The sequence below is a fragment of the Streptomyces sp. NPDC018693 genome (assembly GCF_044391385.1).
In the GTDB taxonomy this organism is placed as follows: domain Bacteria; phylum Actinomycetota; class Actinomycetes; order Streptomycetales; family Streptomycetaceae; genus Streptomyces.
Map to the genome: position 1 here is coordinate 94,160 of NZ_JBIRZZ010000012.1, position 15,888 is coordinate 110,047.

The window sequence follows — 15,888 nt, forward strand, 5'->3', positions numbered from 1 at the left end:
GATGTCGGAATTCCCGGCGCGGCCGCGCCCCGCGTGCTGGGATCCCACCATGACCGACCTGCGCATACGGGCCGCCGTGCCCGAGGATCTCGATGCCGTGCTCGCCTTCTGGAAGACCGCCGCGGAGGGCACGAGCATCAGCGACGACCGCGACGGGGTGGAGCGGCTGGTGGCCCGTGACCCGGAGGCGCTGCTGCTGGCGGAGCGCGGCGGGAAGCTGGTCGGCACGGTGATCGCCGGCTTCGACGGCTGGCGCTGCCATCTGTACCGGCTGGCGGTGCACCCGGACCACCGCCGTCAGGGCATCGGCTCGGCGCTGCTGACGGCGGCGCACGAGCGGTTCGTGCGCCTGGGCGGCCGGCGCGCGGACGCGATGGTGCTGGTCCGCAACGAGACGGCGCACCACGCGTGGAGCGCGGCGGGCTACGCGCCGCAGGAGAAGTGGCGGCGCTGGGTGAGGCCGCTGACGGACTGAGCCGACCGAGCGGCTTTGCTGATCCTTTACCATGAGTGGAGCACTCGTTCCCGTATGAAAGGTCGTGAGCGTCCGCCCATGGGCGAGCCTCCCAGTACACGCTGTCGCGCGATCCTCCGCACCCTGTCCGATCCTGGGACGGAGGTGACCCGATGACAGAAGTGCTCCTGCTGCTGGTGGCGATCCTGCTGTCGCTCGCGTGCGGCGCCTTCGTGGCCGCCGAGTTCTCGCTGACCACGGTCGAGCGCGGAGCGCTGGAGCGGGCCGCCGCCCGGGGTGAGCGCGGCGCCGCCGGCGCCCTGAAGGCCGCACGGAGTCTGACGTTCCAGCTCTCCGGCGCCCAGCTCGGCATCACCGTCACCAACCTGGTCGTCGGCATGCTCGCCGAACCGTCCATCGCCGCGCTGATCGCCGGGCCGCTGGAGTCGGCCGGTGTGTCGGAGTCCGTGTCCCACTCGGTCGCGCTGGTGCTGGGCACGGGCCTGTCGACGGTGTTCCTGATGGTCGTCGGCGAGCTGGTACCCAAGAACTGGGCGATCTCCGCCCCGCTGGCGGTGGCCCGGCGGGTGGGCACCCCGCAGCGCTGGTTCAGCACCGCGTTCCGGCCCTTCATCACCCACCTCAACAACACCGCCAACCGGGTCGTACGGCGCTTCGGCGTGGAGCCCGCCGAGGAGCTGGCCTCCGCGCGCGGCCCGCAGGAGCTGGCCGCGCTGGCCCGGCACTCGGCCAGGGCGGGCGCGCTGGAGGCGGACACCGCCGAGCTGTTCGTTCGCACGCTGAACCTGGCCGACCTGACCGCGGAGAACGTGATGACCCCGCGCGTCCAGGTCATCGCCCTCGACGCCCAGGCGACCTGCGAGGACGTCGCGAACGCGACCCGGGCCACCGGCCTGTCCCGCTTCCCCGTCCACCGCGGCGGCCTGGACTCCGTCGTCGGCACCGCGCACATCAAGGACGCGCTGGCGATCCCCGCCGAGCGCCGCGTGCGCGTGCCCGTCTCCGAGATCATGCGCGAACCCCTGCTCGTCCCCGAGTCCCTCACCGTGGACCGGCTCCTCGACCGGCTGGGCGGCAAGCGCACCATGGCCGTCGTCATCGACGAGTACGGCGGTACGGCGGGCGTGGCGACCCTGGAGGACATCGTCGAGGAGGTCGTCGGCGAGGTGCGCGACGAGCACGACCCGCACGAGACGCCCGACCTCGCCCCGGCGGGCGCGGACGACGACGGCCACGCCCTGTTCTCGGCCGACGGCGCCGCCCGCATGGACCAGCTGGCCCGGGTGGGCCTGAGGGCCCCCGAGGGGCCGTACGAGACGCTCGCGGGCCTCGTCGCCACCGAGCTGGGCCGCATACCGGCCGTCGGTGACACCGTCGAGGTCGCCGGCTGGCGACTGGACGTCGTGGACGCCACCGGCCGCCGGGCCGCGCGGGTGATGCTGCGCGCGCCGCTCGACGACGAGTCCGATCAGGAGGCCGAGAAGTGACCGCGATCCAGCTGTTGATCGGCCTGGCGACCCTGGTCCTCAACGCCTTCTTCGTCGGCGCCGAGTTCGCGCTGATCTCCGTGCGCCGCTCCCAGATCGAGCCGTACGCCGAGCAGGGCGACCGGCGCGCCCGGAGCGTGCTGTGGGGTCTTGAGCACGTGTCCGCGCTGATGGCGGCCGCGCAGCTCGGGATCACCCTGTGCACCCTGGTCCTCGGTGTGGTCGCCGAGCCCGCGATCGAGCACCTGCTGGAGCCCGTGTTCCACGCCATCGGCGTGCCGGAGGGCGCGGGGCACGCGGTGTCCTTCGTGATCGCGCTGGCGCTGGCGACGTATCTGCACATGCTGCTCGGTGAGATGGTGCCGAAGAACGTCGCGCTCGCGGAGCCGGTGCGCAGCGCGCTGTTGCTCGGACCGCCGCTGGTCACGCTGTCCAGGACGCTGCGTCCGGTGATCTTCACGATCAACGCGTTCGCCAACGCCCTGCTGAAGCTGCTGCGCGTCGAGGCCAAGGAGGAGGTCACGGCAACCTTCTCGGACGCCGAACTGGCGCAGATCGTCAAGGACGCCGGGGAGGCCGGGCTGATCGACGACCGCGCCCAGGAGCGGCTGCACGACGCGCTGGAGCTGGGCCGCCGTCCGGTGCGCGACGTCGTCCTGCCGCTGGAACGCGTCGTCTACGCGCGCGTGGGCGTCACGCCGGAGGAGCTGGAGCGGCTGTCGGCCGAGACCGGGTTCTCCCGGTTCCCCGTCGTCGACGAGGGGACCCGCATCGTCGGCTATCTGCACGTCAAGGACGCGCTGGAGACCTCGCCGCGCGACCTGCCGTTCCGGCTGCGGGACATGCGGCCCATCGCGCGCGTACGGGAGACGACGCCGCTGGACGACGTGCTCACCGCGATGCGGGGCAGCCGTACGCACCTCGCGGCCGTGCTCGGCGCGGAAGGGCGGCTGGCCGGGCTGGTGACGATGGAGGACGTGCTGCGGGAGCTGTTCGGGCAGCGCGCCTGAGCTGCCCCGGGGCGCTCGGTGGAGGCCGACCGACCGCTGGGTATGGAGACGGGTTACCATCGCTGACGCCATGACGACGAACCCCACCCACACCAGTCTGGTCGCGGTCGGCGACTCCTTCACCGAGGGCATGTCGGACCTGCTGCCCGACGGCACCTACCGGGGCTGGGCCGACCTGCTGGCCGGCCGGATGGCCGCGCGGGCGCCCGGCTTCCGGTACGCCAACCTCGCGGTGCGCGGCAAGCTCATCGGGCAGATCGTCGAGGAGCAGGTGGACGTGGCGGCCGCCATGGGCGCCGATGTGGTCACCCTCGTCGGCGGCCTGAACGACACGCTCCGCCCCAAGTGCGACATGGGCCGCGTCCGGGGGCTGCTGACCGAGGCGGTCGAGCGGCTGGCCCCCTCCTGCAAGCAACTGGTGCTGATGCGCAGCCCCGGCCGGCAGGGTCCGGTGCTGGAGCGGTTCCGCCCGCGCATGGAGGAGCTGTTCACCTGCGTCGACGAACTGGCCGAACGGCACGGCGCGGTGGTCGTCGACCTCTATGGCGCGCCCGCGCTCGGCGACCCCCGGATGTGGGACGTCGACCGGCTCCACCTGACGGCCGAGGGCCACCGCCGGGTCGCCGAGGCGGTCTGGCAGCGGCTCGGCTACCCGGCGGAGGACCCCGAGTGGCACGCCCCGATGGCCGCCACCCTGCCCCCCGGCTGGCTCGCCCGCCGTGCCGCCGACGCCCGCTTCACCCGGCAGCACCTGCTCCCCTGGATCGCCCGCCGCCTCACCGGCCGCTCCTCGGGCGACGGCCGCCCGGCCAAGCGACCGGACCTGCTGCCGTACGAGGGTCCGGCGGCGTAGGCGGAGGGGCCGGACGGCCAGTCGCTTGCCCTGGACGGGCGAACCGCACGGCGAACTGCTTGCCCTCGGCGGGCGGATCGTACGGCGGACTGCTTGCCCGTGAGCGGGGCCGGTCGGCTGCCCACCCCCGGCGTGACGCCGGTCTCGTACGTTCCGCCAAGCCGGGCCATGGCGCTGGCCTGCAGGAATCGCCAGTAGACTCTCGTCACGTGACTTCTGCGCCCGCCAAGCCCCGCATCCCGAACGTCCTCGCCGGACGGTACGCCTCCGCCGAGCTCGCCACACTCTGGTCGCCCGAGCACAAGGTGAAGCTGGAGCGTCAGCTCTGGCTCGCCGTGCTGCGCGCCCAGAAGGACCTCGGCATCGAGGTGCCGGACGCGGCGCTCGCCGACTACGAGCGTGTCCTCGACCAGGTCGACCTGGCTTCGATCGCCGAGCGCGAGAAGGTCACCCGGCATGACGTGAAGGCGCGGATCGAGGAGTTCAACGACCTCGCCGGGCACGAGCAGGTCCACAAGGGCATGACCTCCCGCGACCTCACGGAGAACGTGGAGCAGCTGCAGATCCGGCTGTCGCTGGAGCTGATGCGCGACCGCACGGTGGCCGTGCTGGCGCGCCTCGGCAAGCTGTCCGCCGAGTACGGCGAGCTGGTCATGGCCGGCCGCTCCCACAACGTGGCCGCGCAGGCCACCACCCTCGGCAAGCGTTTCGCGACCGCCGCCGACGAACTGCTCGTGGCGTACGGCCGGGTCGATGAGCTGCTCGGCCGCTACCCGCTGCGCGGCATCAAGGGCCCGGTCGGCACCGCGCAGGACATGCTGGACCTGCTCGGCGGCGACGCGGCCAAGCTCGCCCAGCTGGAGCAGCGCATCGCCGACCACCTGGGCTTCTCGCAGGCGTTCACCTCGGTCGGCCAGGTCTACCCGCGTTCCCTGGACTACGAGGTGGTGACCGCGCTGGTGCAGCTGGCGGCGGCGCCGTCCTCGCTGGCGAAGACGATCCGGCTGATGGCCGGGCACGAGCTGGTCACCGAGGGCTTCAAGCCGGGCCAGGTCGGTTCCTCGGCGATGCCGCACAAGATGAACACGCGGTCCTGCGAGCGCGTCAACGGCCTGATGGTCATCCTGCGCGGCTACGCGTCGATGACCGGCGAGCTGGCGGGCGACCAGTGGAACGAGGGCGACGTGTCCTGCTCGGTGGTGCGCCGGGTCGCGCTGCCGGACGCGTTCTTCGCGCTGGACGGCCTGCTGGAGACGTTCCTGACCGTGCTCGACGAGTTCGGCGCGTTCCCGGCGGTCGTGGCGCGCGAACTGGACCGCTATCTGCCGTTCCTGGCCACCACCAAGGTGCTGATGGGCGCGGTGCGCGCGGGCGTCGGCCGTGAGGTCGCGCACGAGGCGATCAAGGAGAACGCGGTGGCCTCCGCGCTGGCGATGCGCGAGCAGGGCGCGGAGCGCAACGAGCTGCTGGACAAGCTGGCCGCCGACGAGCGCCTTCCGCTCGACCGGGCCGAGCTGGACGCGCTGATGGCCGACAAGCTGTCCTTCACGGGTGCCGCCGCCGACCAGGTCGCCCTGCTCGTCGGCCGGATCGAGGAGATCGTCAAGCAGCGTCCCGAGGCGGCCGGCTACACCCCCGGGGCGATCCTCTGAGGCCCGGTACGCGATGACTCCCCGCTTCACCCCGGCGGAGCTGGAGGCCGCCCGCGACCGCCTCGTCCCGGACGTGGTCGCGGACGGCCTGCGCGTGCTGTTCTGCGGGATCAACCCCGGGCTGATGACGGCCGCGACCGGCCATCACTTCGCCCGCCCCGGCAACCGCTTCTGGCCGGTGCTGCTTCTCTGCACTTCACCCGATCGGGTGGGGGCGGGTATGTGATTGGGCAAGGGGACTCCATTGAGGTGGCGGTCGGGGGGCCTGCGGATTCTGGACGGTAAGCGGGTGCCAGGATCAGCGCGGAGAGGGGAACGAGTTGAGCTATGACCTCAAGGCAGTGGTCGCGGACAGCGAGCTGCTCACGGCCGTGACGGCAGAATTGCCTTCCGCCCGAATCACGCGTCTTCGTCACGGGCTGACGCTCATGCCGGTAACCGACGCTCTGTTGACCGTGCTCGGAGTGGAGTCCCAAGTCCGGCGTGTCGGTTTCTGGAATCTCACCGCAGAGCTTGATCAGCGGCTGGCGGAGTGGTCGAAGGGCGGCCCAGTGGCTTATGTCGAATCCGAGTACTTCGGCGGTGTCGGGGAAGAAAACGCGGTTGTCTGGCGTGATGGGAGTGTTGTCCTAGGGCCGCTCCACCTGCTGGAAAACGAAACGGCCCCAGTTGAAGGCACCCCTGTCTGCCGGGCTCTCCGCGAACTCGGTATCACTGCCAGTGGGGCTCAGGACGAGTTCACGATCGTGGGGCTCGGCGATCACCGTGACACCGAGGATTGGCTGTCCTGACTCTCTGTCGCCGCGTTCGGGCCGAATGGGATATCTACCGAGTCTCGTCAGGGCGCCTCCGGTGTTGGGGAAGTGTCTCGGGGTTTAGGGATGCCCAGGTCGACAGCTGGGCGCCGGGCTCGACGTTGGGTTTCTTCGCGCTTGGAGCGCAGGAAGGTGAGCGTGAGGTTGATGCCTTCGACCTCGCCGATCCAGCGCTCGTCCTGAGCCCGCCGCAGGCGGGCAAGTTCTTCGAGTCGGTCCAGCATCTTCGGGTTGATGTGCAGCATCGGGCAGCGGATGCAGGCGTGTTCGTGCTGGCAGGGGGTGCCGTAGGGGCGTCCACAGGAGCCGAGTTCGACCTTTCGGCGGTCGAAGTGCTCCTCGAACTCCCCCCATTCCTGGTCCGTCGTGTCGCGGTACTCGCCCTCGGGCCGGACTTGGCGGCGGCGGTGCAGATGCTCCTGGTAGTGGCGCACGACGTCCTCGTCGAAGACCGCGACGTAACCACGGGTGGTCTGGATGTTGAGGTGACCCAACAGGGCCGCCCCGATGTGGATCGGCAGGCCACTGTTAACGAGTTCGGTGGCGAAGATTCTTCGGAAGTCGTGAGGGGTGAACTTCAATCCGCGAAACCCCGGATGCGCTTCGGCAAGGGCCTGCCCGCGTCGACTGATCATCTCCTGGATGGTGCCCGTGCAGAAGACGGCGGGCGTGGTGCCGTTCTGCCGTTGGAAGAGGAACGGCATCGGGGCGCTCCACTCCTTGTCGTGCGGGTCGTACCGACTGACGAGGGGGATCGGGCGGCCTGTGCGGGTGTGCCGGCGGATGATGGATGCGATGACGTGGAAGAGTTCGGCGGACATCGGAATCACGCGTTCGCGGTCGGTCTTCGACGGGGCGATCACCAGCAATGCGATGACCTCTCCATTTGGCCGCTGGTATTGCCGAACGCTGAGATGGGTGAGCTCAATGAGTTCTTCCACCCGCACTCCGGAGTGCCGCAGAGTCTCGACCGCGGCCCACTCCCAGAAGGCTGTTTCTTCCTCGGTTCCGACGTGGATAATCTGGCCGCTGGACTCTTCGATGACGCGGGTGGGGACCGCGTCGCCGTGGCGGAGGAGCTTGCGGTCGGCTTCGGTGATGACGCGGCGGTAGTCGGTCCCGTCGTGAGTGAAGATTTCTCCTTCCGCTGCCTTGTTGGCCCGTTCCAGCAGGAGGCGGGCACGGTCGTAGCGCGTCTCCACGTGGTCGACCAGGACGGGCAGCAGGGGCTGGCGCTGACGGGTGCGATTGGCTGAGCGTTCGTTGATCCGGCGTCGGCGAGTCCCGAGGCCGTGGAGTTCACTGGGCGGAACAGGACAAGGGGCGACCCACGCTGCCCAGCGTTCCGGTTCCTCGGCGGCCCAGGTGTGCAGGTCGAAGTAGAAGCTTCGGACCGCGATGACGATGCTGTCCTGGCCGGCACGAGGCTTGCCGTTGTCCTTAACGTTGATCATCTGCCGCCAGGTCGCGTAGTGCTCGGGGGAGATCCGCAGATCAGCCTGGTCGGGGTTGACGCGCTCGATCTTCTCCCAGAAGTGATGGGCGACCAGCAGGACGAGGTTCTTCAGCGTGGAGTAGTCGGTGTCCGCCCGGCGACGCGTGAAGTAGTCGATCAACAGAGCCCGCACCGCCTGATTGCGGATGGGGTACTGAGCGACCATCTCCTCAACGGTGCGTTGGCCCCGCATCAGAGCGGCCCGGAGCGTGGGAGGCGTCGCGGGCGGGAAGTGCCCCATGGCATGCAGGACATTCCACATCCCCTGGCCGACCAGCCGGTTCGCCACCTTGTTCCCCGGCTGCAGGACACTGCGGGCCCGGCGGTTTTCTTGAGTGAAGTGCAGCACCGCTGCCGGAGTCACATCGCCCAGTGCCACTCCTTGGACCGCGAGGAGGGTGCACAGCTCAGACATAGCCTCGCGACGATGGACGTGCCGCATCGGCTGCGCCTGAACCTGCGCGGTGTACTTGTCCAGGAGCGGATCGCCCTGAGCGGCGACGAACATCGGCGCGAAGTTGTGCAACACGTTGCGCCGGAAGGCGACAAGGGTCGGCTGGATGACACGCAGGCAGTAGAGCGCCCGGACCCCGGGTGTGATGGCCAAGCCGGTGGAACGTCGAGTTCCGAGGGTGTTCGCGGCGACCAGCCCTTGTCCAATGGGGCTGGCGTCCCATCGTTCCTGCCATGTCTGGCCAGGGAAGTCGAGCAGGTATTCCAGGACACATTGGGCGGCCTGTGCTCGCTGGTTTCGGGTGACCCGGCACGCGTCCATCCAGACCGTGGCGGCGAGCCGACCGATGTGAGCGACGGAGGCCGTGGCGAGGTCCCCGTGAGGACGGGGCGGAACCGCAGCGACGGCCGGTTCAGGCGTGATGGCCCCTCCGACGAATCGGCTGGCGAAGTCGAGACCTTCGGCAACCGGACCGTGCCGTCGACTGGCCCCCGTGGTGGTGCTGAGACGGGATTTAGGCACCGAACACCGCCGCGATGTCGTCGGCGTCGTAGCCGCTGGGATAGCTCCGTTCGATGCGTGGAGCGTTGTAGTGCTCGGTGAGCTTGTCGAAAAGCTCCTCGACGCGCACCGTCAGGTAGCGGCTGGTGGTCTGAATGTTGGCGTGCCGCAGGATGGACTGCACCTCCGGCAGCGTGAGCTTGCCACCGTTGGCCATGCGGCTCGCGGCCGTGTGCCGCAGGTCGTGCAGCGTCCAATTGGTGCCCAGCACCTCGTTGGCGCGCTGCATGATTCGCCGCATCGCCCAGTAGGACAAGGGCCGGTCTGTCCCTCGGCGAGTCCGCCACAAGGGTTCGTCCGACGGCGGGGTGCCGACCTCGTCGAGGTAGCGGGCCAACCGCACGAACGCCTGTGGAGAGGCCGGAACAGGCTGACGCTCCCGCGACCCCTTCGAGATCACGTAGACGCGCTGGCCAGCCCAGTCCAGGTCACCGATGCCGACGCCGAGCAATTCCTCGGCGCGGGCTCCGCTGGAGACGTAGAACTCCAGCAGGGCGCGGTCGCGCTCGCACCCCATGCACTCGAACAACTCGTCCCACAGATGATCGGGGATCGACCGCGGCGGCCGGTCTGCCACCTTCTGGCGCAGCCGAGCCCGGCCCAGCACCGCCCTTGGCTCCAGCGGGCTGCGATGGGCCAGGGCCCGTCGCCGCTGCGGAGAGACCGGGACCGGGTTGGTGACCGGCCCGTTGCCCTGGTGCGCGTGGAATTCGTAGAACCCGCTCACCACCGACAAGGCATGGTTGATCGTCCGTGGCGCGTAGCCGACACGCAGGACCGGCTTCCCCGTACGCAGGTTCACCGAGCCCGGAGCCGGGCCACCAGCCGACTTGCGCTGCCGTTGAGGGTTCGGCGCTGTCCGCAGCCACCCAGCCAACACCGCGATCTCGGCCTCGGTCGCCCTCTCCCAACCGACCCCGAGCAGCCACAGCAGGCGGAACCAGCGCAGCAGCCCGTACCCGTAGCTGCGGACCGTCAGCGGACTGCTGTCATGCAGGGCCAGGTCCCGCAGGTACGCAGTGGCCGGCTCGATCTCGTCGTCGTACCCGTTGAGGACGATGTACGGAGGGTGCACCCTCCTCGCCGGGACCACCGTCCCGACACGGGGGACGTCCGCCCGCCCCTCCATCAGTTCATGCCGCAGGTCCACTCGCACTCTCCTCGTTGATCTCAGGAACCAGCACCGGGACCAACGAGGAGACGTAGTGCAGATAACTGTGCATCTGTCCGGGTTCACCCCGCGGTTGCTGCGGCCCGCGGAGCAGGGCGAGTTGCTGTCGTACGGGCTCGGCATCACCAATGTGGTGGCGCGGGCCACCGCCCGCGCCGACGAGCTGACGGCCGAGGAGTACCGGGAGGGCGGGCGGCTGCTCGCGGCGAAGGTGACGCGGCTGAGGCCGCGCTGGCTGGCGGTGGTGGGCGTGACCGCCTACCGGGCGGCTTTCGACGAGCGGTATGCCCGGGTGGGCCCGCAGGAGCGGGTGATCGGGGACGGCACGCGGGTGTGGGTGCTGCCGAATCCCAGCGGACTCAACGCGCACTGGACGGCGGCGACGATGGCGGAGGAGTTCGCGCGGCTGCGGGCGGCGGCTCGGGAGAGGGCCCGCGCCGGCTGAGGCTCAGGGCGGGTCGATCTCCGTGACGACCGCGAGGAGTTGGAAGGGCAGTTCCTTGTCCCACTGGGATATGCCGAGGGCGACCCAGCGCCCGGTGCCCGGCGTGCGCCAGAGGTGCAGGTCGGGCACGTGGTTGCTGAGGGTGTCCCAGGGCTCCGGTATCTCCTCGCCCTCCATGGAGCGGATCAGCACCCCGGCCAGGCCGATGCGGTCCGGGGGTCCCCAGCGCTCGGTCAGCCGCTCCGTCAGGCCGTCCCGGTCCGCTTCGTACTGGTCCTCCGCCGCCTCCCGTGCCGTCCCGTCGTCCTCCCAGAAGTCGTCGCTGGTCGCTAACTCCGCTATCAGGTAACCGGGGCCCGCCTCCCCCACGTCGGTCCTGCTGTGCGCCTCGGGGAAGTCGCTGGTGCACAGCAGGTCGATGGCGTCCAGGCAGCGCGCGATGTCCATGGGTCCAGTAAAGCCCCCGCCACTGACAATTGGCGGGCCGTCAGTCGCCGACGGGCTCAGGCATCCCGGCGCCGCACCCGCCACACCCCCACGGCGAGGGCCGCCGCCGTCCACGACGCGGTCTCCGCGAGGCCCGTCCACGGTCCGAGGCCGGCGTCCGGGGAGGTGTGGAGCACGGCCTGGCCTGCTCGGTCGGGCAGGTGGTCGGCGACCGTGCCCGACATGTCGCCGACCACGAAGGACACGATCAGCAGGAACGGGATGAGGACGCTCAGCGAGGCCACTCCGCTGCGCAGCACGGTGGTCAGAGCGGCGGCCAGCAGCACCATGAGCGTCAGATAGAGGCCGCAGCCGATGGCGCCGCGCAGTCCCTCGCCCCAGCCCGGTCGGTCCGCCGTGTCGCCCAGGGCCGCGGGGCCCACCAGGAGGGTGGCCAGGCCGGTGAGCAGGCCGACCGCCAGGACCGGGAGGGCGATCGCCGTCGCCTTGGCGGCGAACCACCGCGTCCGGTCGGGCACCGCGGCCAGGGTCTGCCGCAGGGCGCCGCCGTGGAACTCGGCGGAGACGGCCGTCGTGCCGAAGGCGATCGCGGCGATCTGCCCGAAGTGGACGCCGAAGAACACGGAGAACAGCGGGTCGGGGTCGACCCCCTCCGAGTCGGCGCCGGCCAGCGCGGAGAAGCCCACGGTGGTCAGCGGGATCGCGCACAGGGCGCCGGTCAGTGACCGCAGCGTGCGGATCTTGATCCACTCCGAGTGGAGCGCGGGTGCGTAGGTCATGGTCGGACCTCCTGGGGCCGTGCGGTGAACTCGGTCTCGGTGGCGGCCAGGTCGAAGTACGCCTGCTCCAAAGTGCCCTCCTCGGCGGCCAGTTCGAGGACGGGGACGCCCGCCTCGGAGGCCAGGCGGCCGATGTCGTCCACGCGCGCGTGCTCGATCGTCCACTGGCCGTCCGCCTGTTCCTCGGCCCGGTGCCCGTGCCGGGCGAGCGCGTCCCGGAACGCTTCGGGCGCGCTGGTGCGCAGCCGCACCCGGGGCCGTACGCGCGCGTCGATGAAGTCCCGCAGCGGGGTGTCCGCCAGCAGCCGGCCCCGGCCGACGACGACTAGGTGGTCGGCGTAGGACGCGGTCTCGTTCATCAGATGGCTGGAGACCAGGACCGTACGGCCTTCGTCGGCGAGCCGGCGCAGCAGTCCGCGGATCCAGACGATGCCCTCGGGATCAAGGCCGTTGGACGGCTCGTCGAGCAGGACCACCTCCGGTTCGCCGAGCAGGGCGGCGGCGATGCCGAGGCGCTGACGCATGCCCAGGGAGTACGTCTTCACCCGGCGCCGGGCGGCGGGCGCCAGCCCGGTCTCCTCCAGGACCTCGTCGGCCCTTCGGGCGGGTATGCGGTTGCTCGCGGCGAGGGCGCGCAGATGGTCGCGGCCGGTGCGGGAGCCGTGCGCGGCCTGCGCGTCGAGCAGGGCGCCGACGTGCCGCAGTGGTTCGGTCAGGGTGGTGTAGGGGCGGCCGCCGAGGGTGGCGGTGCCCGCGGTGGGCCGGTCCAGGCCGAGGACCAGCCGCATCGTGGTGGACTTCCCGGCGCCGTTGGGGCCGAGGAAGCCGGTGACCCGGCCGGGCAGGACGCGGAAGGTGAGGTGGTCCACGGCCCGGTGGGTCCCGTACTCCTTGGTGAGGTCTTGGACGTCGATGCTGGTCATGGCCCCAACTCTGGCCGTCGGGCGGGGCGGTGGCCTCCCCCGCCGGTGGGGATCGTCTCCCCCGCTCGGGGGAGAGGCGTTGACAGTGGCGGCTGGCACGATGACCCCATGGCCCGGCTGCTGTGCCCCCTGCTGCGGGGGACGACGTACACGCGCGTGGTGCACCTGTGGGTGCCCATGCTGTTCGCGGGTGCGTGGGAGCTCGTCCAGGAGTGGCTGATGTGGGCCCCTGCGCTGCTGGTGATCCCGGTCGGACTGCTGATCCCGGCGGTGCGGGTCGGTGAGGGCCTCCAGGCGCAGTGGCTGCTGACGCCCGGTCAGCCGGGCGCGGGCTTCTCACTGACCCCGTCCGCGACCTGGGCGGACCGGGTCCGCACGACGGTGTGGCTGGAGCTGCGCGTGGCGCTCGGCTGGGTCACCGGGATGGTGTGCGTCTGGCTGCCCCTGCTCACGGTCCAGCTGACCGGGCTGGCCCTCGGCCACCGGGCGACCGACCTGCCCGGTCTGCGGGACACCGCGCCGCACTGGGTGTTCGCCCTCCTCGCCCCGCTTCCCCTGCTCGTGCTCTACGGCGCCGTGGTGGGCCTCGGTGTCCTGGCCACGGCCGCCGCCCGGGCGCTGCTCGGCCCGTCCGCGGCCGAGCGGCTCGCCGCGCTGGAGGAGCGCACCGACCAGCTCCTGGAGCGCAACCGCATCGCCCGCGAGCTGCACGACTCCATCGGGCACGCGCTGACGGTGGCGGTGCTGCAGGCGGGTGCGGCCCGCGCGGCGGGCGATCCGCGCTTCACCAACCAGGCGCTGGAGGCCATCGAGGAGACCGGGCGGGCGGCGCTGGAGGATCTGGAGCGGGTGCTCGGCGTGCTCCGCGAGACGGACCGGCCGCTCAGCGACCGGCCGAGCCTCGCCGACGCCGACCGGCTGCTGGAGTCGGCGCGCGCGTCCGGCGCCGAGGTCGACGCGGAGCTCACGGGCGTCCTGGAGACGGTGCCGGGGCCGGTGTCGCGGGAGGGCTACCGGATCCTGCAGGAGGCGCTGACGAACGTACTGCGGCACGCGGGAGCCGTGCCGGTACGCGTGCGCGTGGGCGTCACGGCCGACGTGCTGCGCCTGGAGGTGCGCAATCCGCTGACCGCCGGGATACCCGGCCCCGGGCGGGGCAGCGGGCTGCGGGGCATACGGGAGCGGGCCGCGCTGCTCGGCGGGCGCGCCGCGACCGGGCCCGACGCAGGCGACTGGCAGGTGCACGCCGAGCTGCCGCTGCGCTGATCTAGGCTGGCCGGATGCCGGTCACCGTACTGCTCGTCGACGACGAACCGCTGGTCCGCGCGGGTCTGCGCGCCGTGCTGGAGGCGCAGCCCGACATCGAGGTGGTCGGGGAGGCGGCCGACGGGGCTGCGGTGATCCCGCTGGTGCGGCAGCTGCGGCCCGATGTGGTCGCCATGGACGTGCGGATGCCGCTGCTGGACGGCATCGAGGCCACACGCGCGGTGCTGCGGACGGTGGCGGATCCGCCGAAGATCGTCGTCGTGACCACCTTCGAGAACGACGAGTACGTGTACGACGCGCTGCGCGCCGGTGCCGACGGGTTCCTGCTGAAGCGGGCCCGGCCGGCCGAGATCGTGCACGCGGTACGGCTGGTCGCCGAGGGCGAGTCGCTGCTGTTCCCGGCGTCGGTGCGGCGGCTGGCCGCCGAGTACGGCGACACGGGCGGCAACCGCGCGGCCCGGGACCTGCTGGTACGGGCTCGGCTGACGGACCGGGAGGCGGAGGTGCTGCGGCTGATGGCGCGGGGGCTGTCCAACGCGGAGATCGCGGCCCGGCTGGTCGTGGGCACGGAGACGGTCAAGTCGCATGTGAGCGCGGTCCTGGCGAAGCTGGGGGCCCGGGACCGTACGCAGGCGGTGATCACGGCGTACGAGTCGGGGTTCGTGGCGCCCGGGTGAGTCCGGCGCCCGTCCGGCTCGCCCGGTGCCCGCGCTCGCCGGGGTGCGCCGCGACGAGTACGATCCGGCCAACATCGCGCACGAGCTGGGAGGACGGACGGTGGGGCGGCTGACCGGCGGGGACCCCTCGCTGCTGCGAAGGATCAACTCCGCGGTGGTGCTGCACGCGTTGCGTGCCACGGACTGCGCGACGCTGACGGAGATCACCCGGGTGACGGGGCTGTCCCGGCCGACGGTCGAGGGCGTCGTCGAGGACCTCATCGCGGCCGGGCTCGTGGTGGAGACGGCGGCGGAGGAGGGCGCGGCCCGGCGGCAGGGGCGGCCCGCGCGGCGGTTCCGGTTCCGCGCGGAGGCGGGTCATCTGCTCGGCCTTGAGATCGGCCCGCATCGCGTGGCCGCGCTCCTCGCCGACCTGGACGGGCGGGTGCTGGGCGCGCAGGCCAAGGACGTCGACGAGACGGCGCCGGCGGACGAGCGGCTGGAGCGGCTGCGCACCGCGGTCGCCGAGCTGCTGCGCCGGGCGGGCGTGCCGCGCAGCTCGCTGCGGGCCGTGGGCGCCGCCACCCCGGGGATCGTCGAGGCGGACGGCACGATCCGGCTGGGCACCGCGCTGCCGGAGTGGACGGGGCTGCCGCTCGGCGAGCGGCTGAGCCGCTCCTTCAAGTGCCCGGTGCTGGTGGAGAACGACGCCAACGCGGCGGCCGTCGCCGAGCACTGGAAGGGGGCCGCCACCGAGTCCGACGACGTGGTGTTCGTGCTGGCGGGCCTGAGCCCCGGGGCCGGTTCGCTGATCGGCGGGCGGCTGCACCGCGGGTTCGGCGGGGCGGCCGGGGAGATCGGGGCGCTGCATCTGCTGGGCCGGGGGGTCACGCCGGAGACCCTGCTGTCGACGACGGACGAGCCGCTGCATCCGCTGGACGAGCAGGCGGTCGCCGCGGTGTTCGCGCAGGCCCGCGAGGGCGACCAGCGGGCCCGGGCGGCCGTCGACCGGTTCCTCCAGCGGCTGGTGCACGACGTGGCGGCGCTGGTGCTGGCCCTGGACCCGGAGCTGGTGGTGATCGGCGGCTGGGCGGCGGGCCTGGACGGCGTCCTGGAGCCGCTGCGCCGCGAACTGGCCCGCTACTGCCTGCGTCCGCCGAAGGTCACCCTGTCCCTGCTGGGCGAGGCGGCGGTCGCGACGGGCGCGCTGCGGCTGGCCCTCGACCATGTGGAGGAGCAGCTGTTCGCGGTGGAGGGCACGGTGACGGCACGGCGGTGACACGGGCCGCCGGGCCGCCGGGCCGCCGGGCCACCGGGCCACCGGGCCACCGGGCCACCGGGCCACCGGGCCACCGGGCCACCGGGCCACCGGGCCACCGGGCCACCGGGCCACCGGGCC

General features: G+C 71.8%; 16 protein-coding genes. 11 read left to right on the top strand and 5 right to left on the bottom strand.

All coding sequences use genetic code 11. The features are described 5' to 3' along the window. Positions 1–49: 49 nt before the first annotated feature. The 7 genes from ACH5AC_RS27860 to ACH5AC_RS27890 all read left to right on the top strand — a co-directional run bounded on the left by ACH5AC_RS27860 (position 50) and on the right by ACH5AC_RS27890 (position 6,268). Positions 50–475 carry a GNAT family N-acetyltransferase gene (locus ACH5AC_RS27860; protein ID WP_398864924.1) on the top strand — a complete coding sequence of 142 codons (426 nt, stop codon included), beginning with the start codon at positions 50–52 and terminating at the stop codon, positions 473–475. Between the two features lie 152 nt (positions 476–627). Continuing rightward, positions 628–1,962, top strand: a complete 1,335-nt coding sequence (locus ACH5AC_RS27865; RefSeq protein ID WP_398864925.1) for a hemolysin family protein — start codon at positions 628–630, stop codon at positions 1,960–1,962. Next, on the top strand, positions 1,959–2,972 hold the full coding sequence (locus ACH5AC_RS27870; protein ID WP_398864926.1) for a hemolysin family protein: 1,014 nt from the start codon (positions 1,959–1,961) through the stop codon (positions 2,970–2,972). Before ACH5AC_RS27865 ends, ACH5AC_RS27870 begins: the two co-directional genes overlap by 4 nt. Positions 2,973–3,042: 70 nt before the next feature. After that, positions 3,043–3,825 carry an SGNH/GDSL hydrolase family protein gene (locus tag ACH5AC_RS27875; RefSeq protein ID WP_398864927.1) on the top strand — a complete coding sequence of 261 codons (783 nt, stop codon included), beginning with the start codon at positions 3,043–3,045 and terminating at the stop codon, positions 3,823–3,825. A gap of 209 nt (positions 3,826–4,034) precedes the next feature. Then, positions 4,035–5,477, top strand: a complete 1,443-nt coding sequence (gene purB / locus ACH5AC_RS27880; protein WP_398864928.1) for an adenylosuccinate lyase — start codon at positions 4,035–4,037, stop codon at positions 5,475–5,477. After that, a complete protein-coding gene (locus ACH5AC_RS27885) occupies positions 5,377–5,703 on the top strand; it encodes a uracil-DNA glycosylase family protein (protein ID WP_398864929.1) in 327 nt (108 codons plus the stop codon). The genes purB and ACH5AC_RS27885 overlap by 101 nt, the downstream gene beginning before the upstream one ends. 94 nt (positions 5,704–5,797) lie before the next feature. After that, positions 5,798–6,268, top strand: a complete 471-nt coding sequence (locus tag ACH5AC_RS27890; protein ID WP_398864930.1) for a hypothetical protein — start codon at positions 5,798–5,800, stop codon at positions 6,266–6,268. A gap of 47 nt (positions 6,269–6,315) precedes the next feature. Here ACH5AC_RS27890 and ACH5AC_RS27895 read toward each other — a convergent pair whose 3' ends face one another. Further along, on the bottom strand, positions 6,316–8,394 hold the full coding sequence (locus ACH5AC_RS27895; protein ID WP_398864931.1) for a site-specific integrase: 2,079 nt from the start codon (positions 8,392–8,394) through the stop codon (positions 6,316–6,318). Between the two features lie 361 nt (positions 8,395–8,755). Further along, positions 8,756–9,952, bottom strand: a complete 1,197-nt coding sequence (locus ACH5AC_RS27900) for a tyrosine-type recombinase/integrase (RefSeq protein WP_398864932.1) — start codon at positions 9,950–9,952, stop codon at positions 8,756–8,758. 55 nt (positions 9,953–10,007) lie between these two features. Between ACH5AC_RS27900 and ACH5AC_RS27905 the strand changes: the two genes are divergently transcribed. Then, a complete protein-coding gene (locus ACH5AC_RS27905) occupies positions 10,008–10,418 on the top strand; it encodes a mismatch-specific DNA-glycosylase (protein WP_398864933.1) in 411 nt (136 codons plus the stop codon). A 3-nt stretch (positions 10,419–10,421) separates the two neighbouring features. Here the strand turns inward: ACH5AC_RS27905 and ACH5AC_RS27910 are convergent, their stop codons facing one another. Genes ACH5AC_RS27910 through ACH5AC_RS27920 form a run of 3 tightly spaced genes read right to left on the bottom strand, consistent with a single transcriptional unit; the run spans position 10,422 to position 12,567 of the window. After that, positions 10,422–10,865: a hypothetical protein gene (locus tag ACH5AC_RS27910; RefSeq protein WP_398864934.1), complete on the bottom strand. Its 444-nt coding sequence runs from the start codon at positions 10,863–10,865 to the stop codon at positions 10,422–10,424. Positions 10,866–10,921: 56 nt separating this feature from the next. After that, complete coding sequence (locus tag ACH5AC_RS27915; protein WP_398864935.1) at positions 10,922–11,644, bottom strand: ABC transporter permease subunit; 723 nt, start codon at positions 11,642–11,644, stop codon at positions 10,922–10,924. Further along, entirely contained in the window at positions 11,641–12,567 is a 927-nt protein-coding gene (locus tag ACH5AC_RS27920; RefSeq protein ID WP_398864936.1) for an ABC transporter ATP-binding protein, read from the bottom strand. The genes ACH5AC_RS27915 and ACH5AC_RS27920 overlap by 4 nt, the downstream gene beginning before the upstream one ends. A gap of 108 nt (positions 12,568–12,675) precedes the next feature. On the opposite strand from ACH5AC_RS27920, the gene ACH5AC_RS27925 reads away from it, so the two are divergent. From ACH5AC_RS27925 to ACH5AC_RS27935, 3 genes are all read left to right on the top strand, one after another. Next, on the top strand, positions 12,676–13,833 hold the full coding sequence (locus ACH5AC_RS27925) for a sensor histidine kinase (protein WP_398864937.1): 1,158 nt from the start codon (positions 12,676–12,678) through the stop codon (positions 13,831–13,833). 14 nt (positions 13,834–13,847) lie between these two features. Continuing rightward, a complete protein-coding gene (locus ACH5AC_RS27930; protein ID WP_398864938.1) occupies positions 13,848–14,510 on the top strand; it encodes a response regulator in 663 nt (220 codons plus the stop codon). 100 nt (positions 14,511–14,610) lie between these two features. Then, complete coding sequence (locus ACH5AC_RS27935) at positions 14,611–15,768, top strand: ROK family transcriptional regulator (RefSeq protein ID WP_398865048.1); 1,158 nt, start codon at positions 14,611–14,613, stop codon at positions 15,766–15,768. Positions 15,769–15,888: the final 120 nt, after the last annotated feature.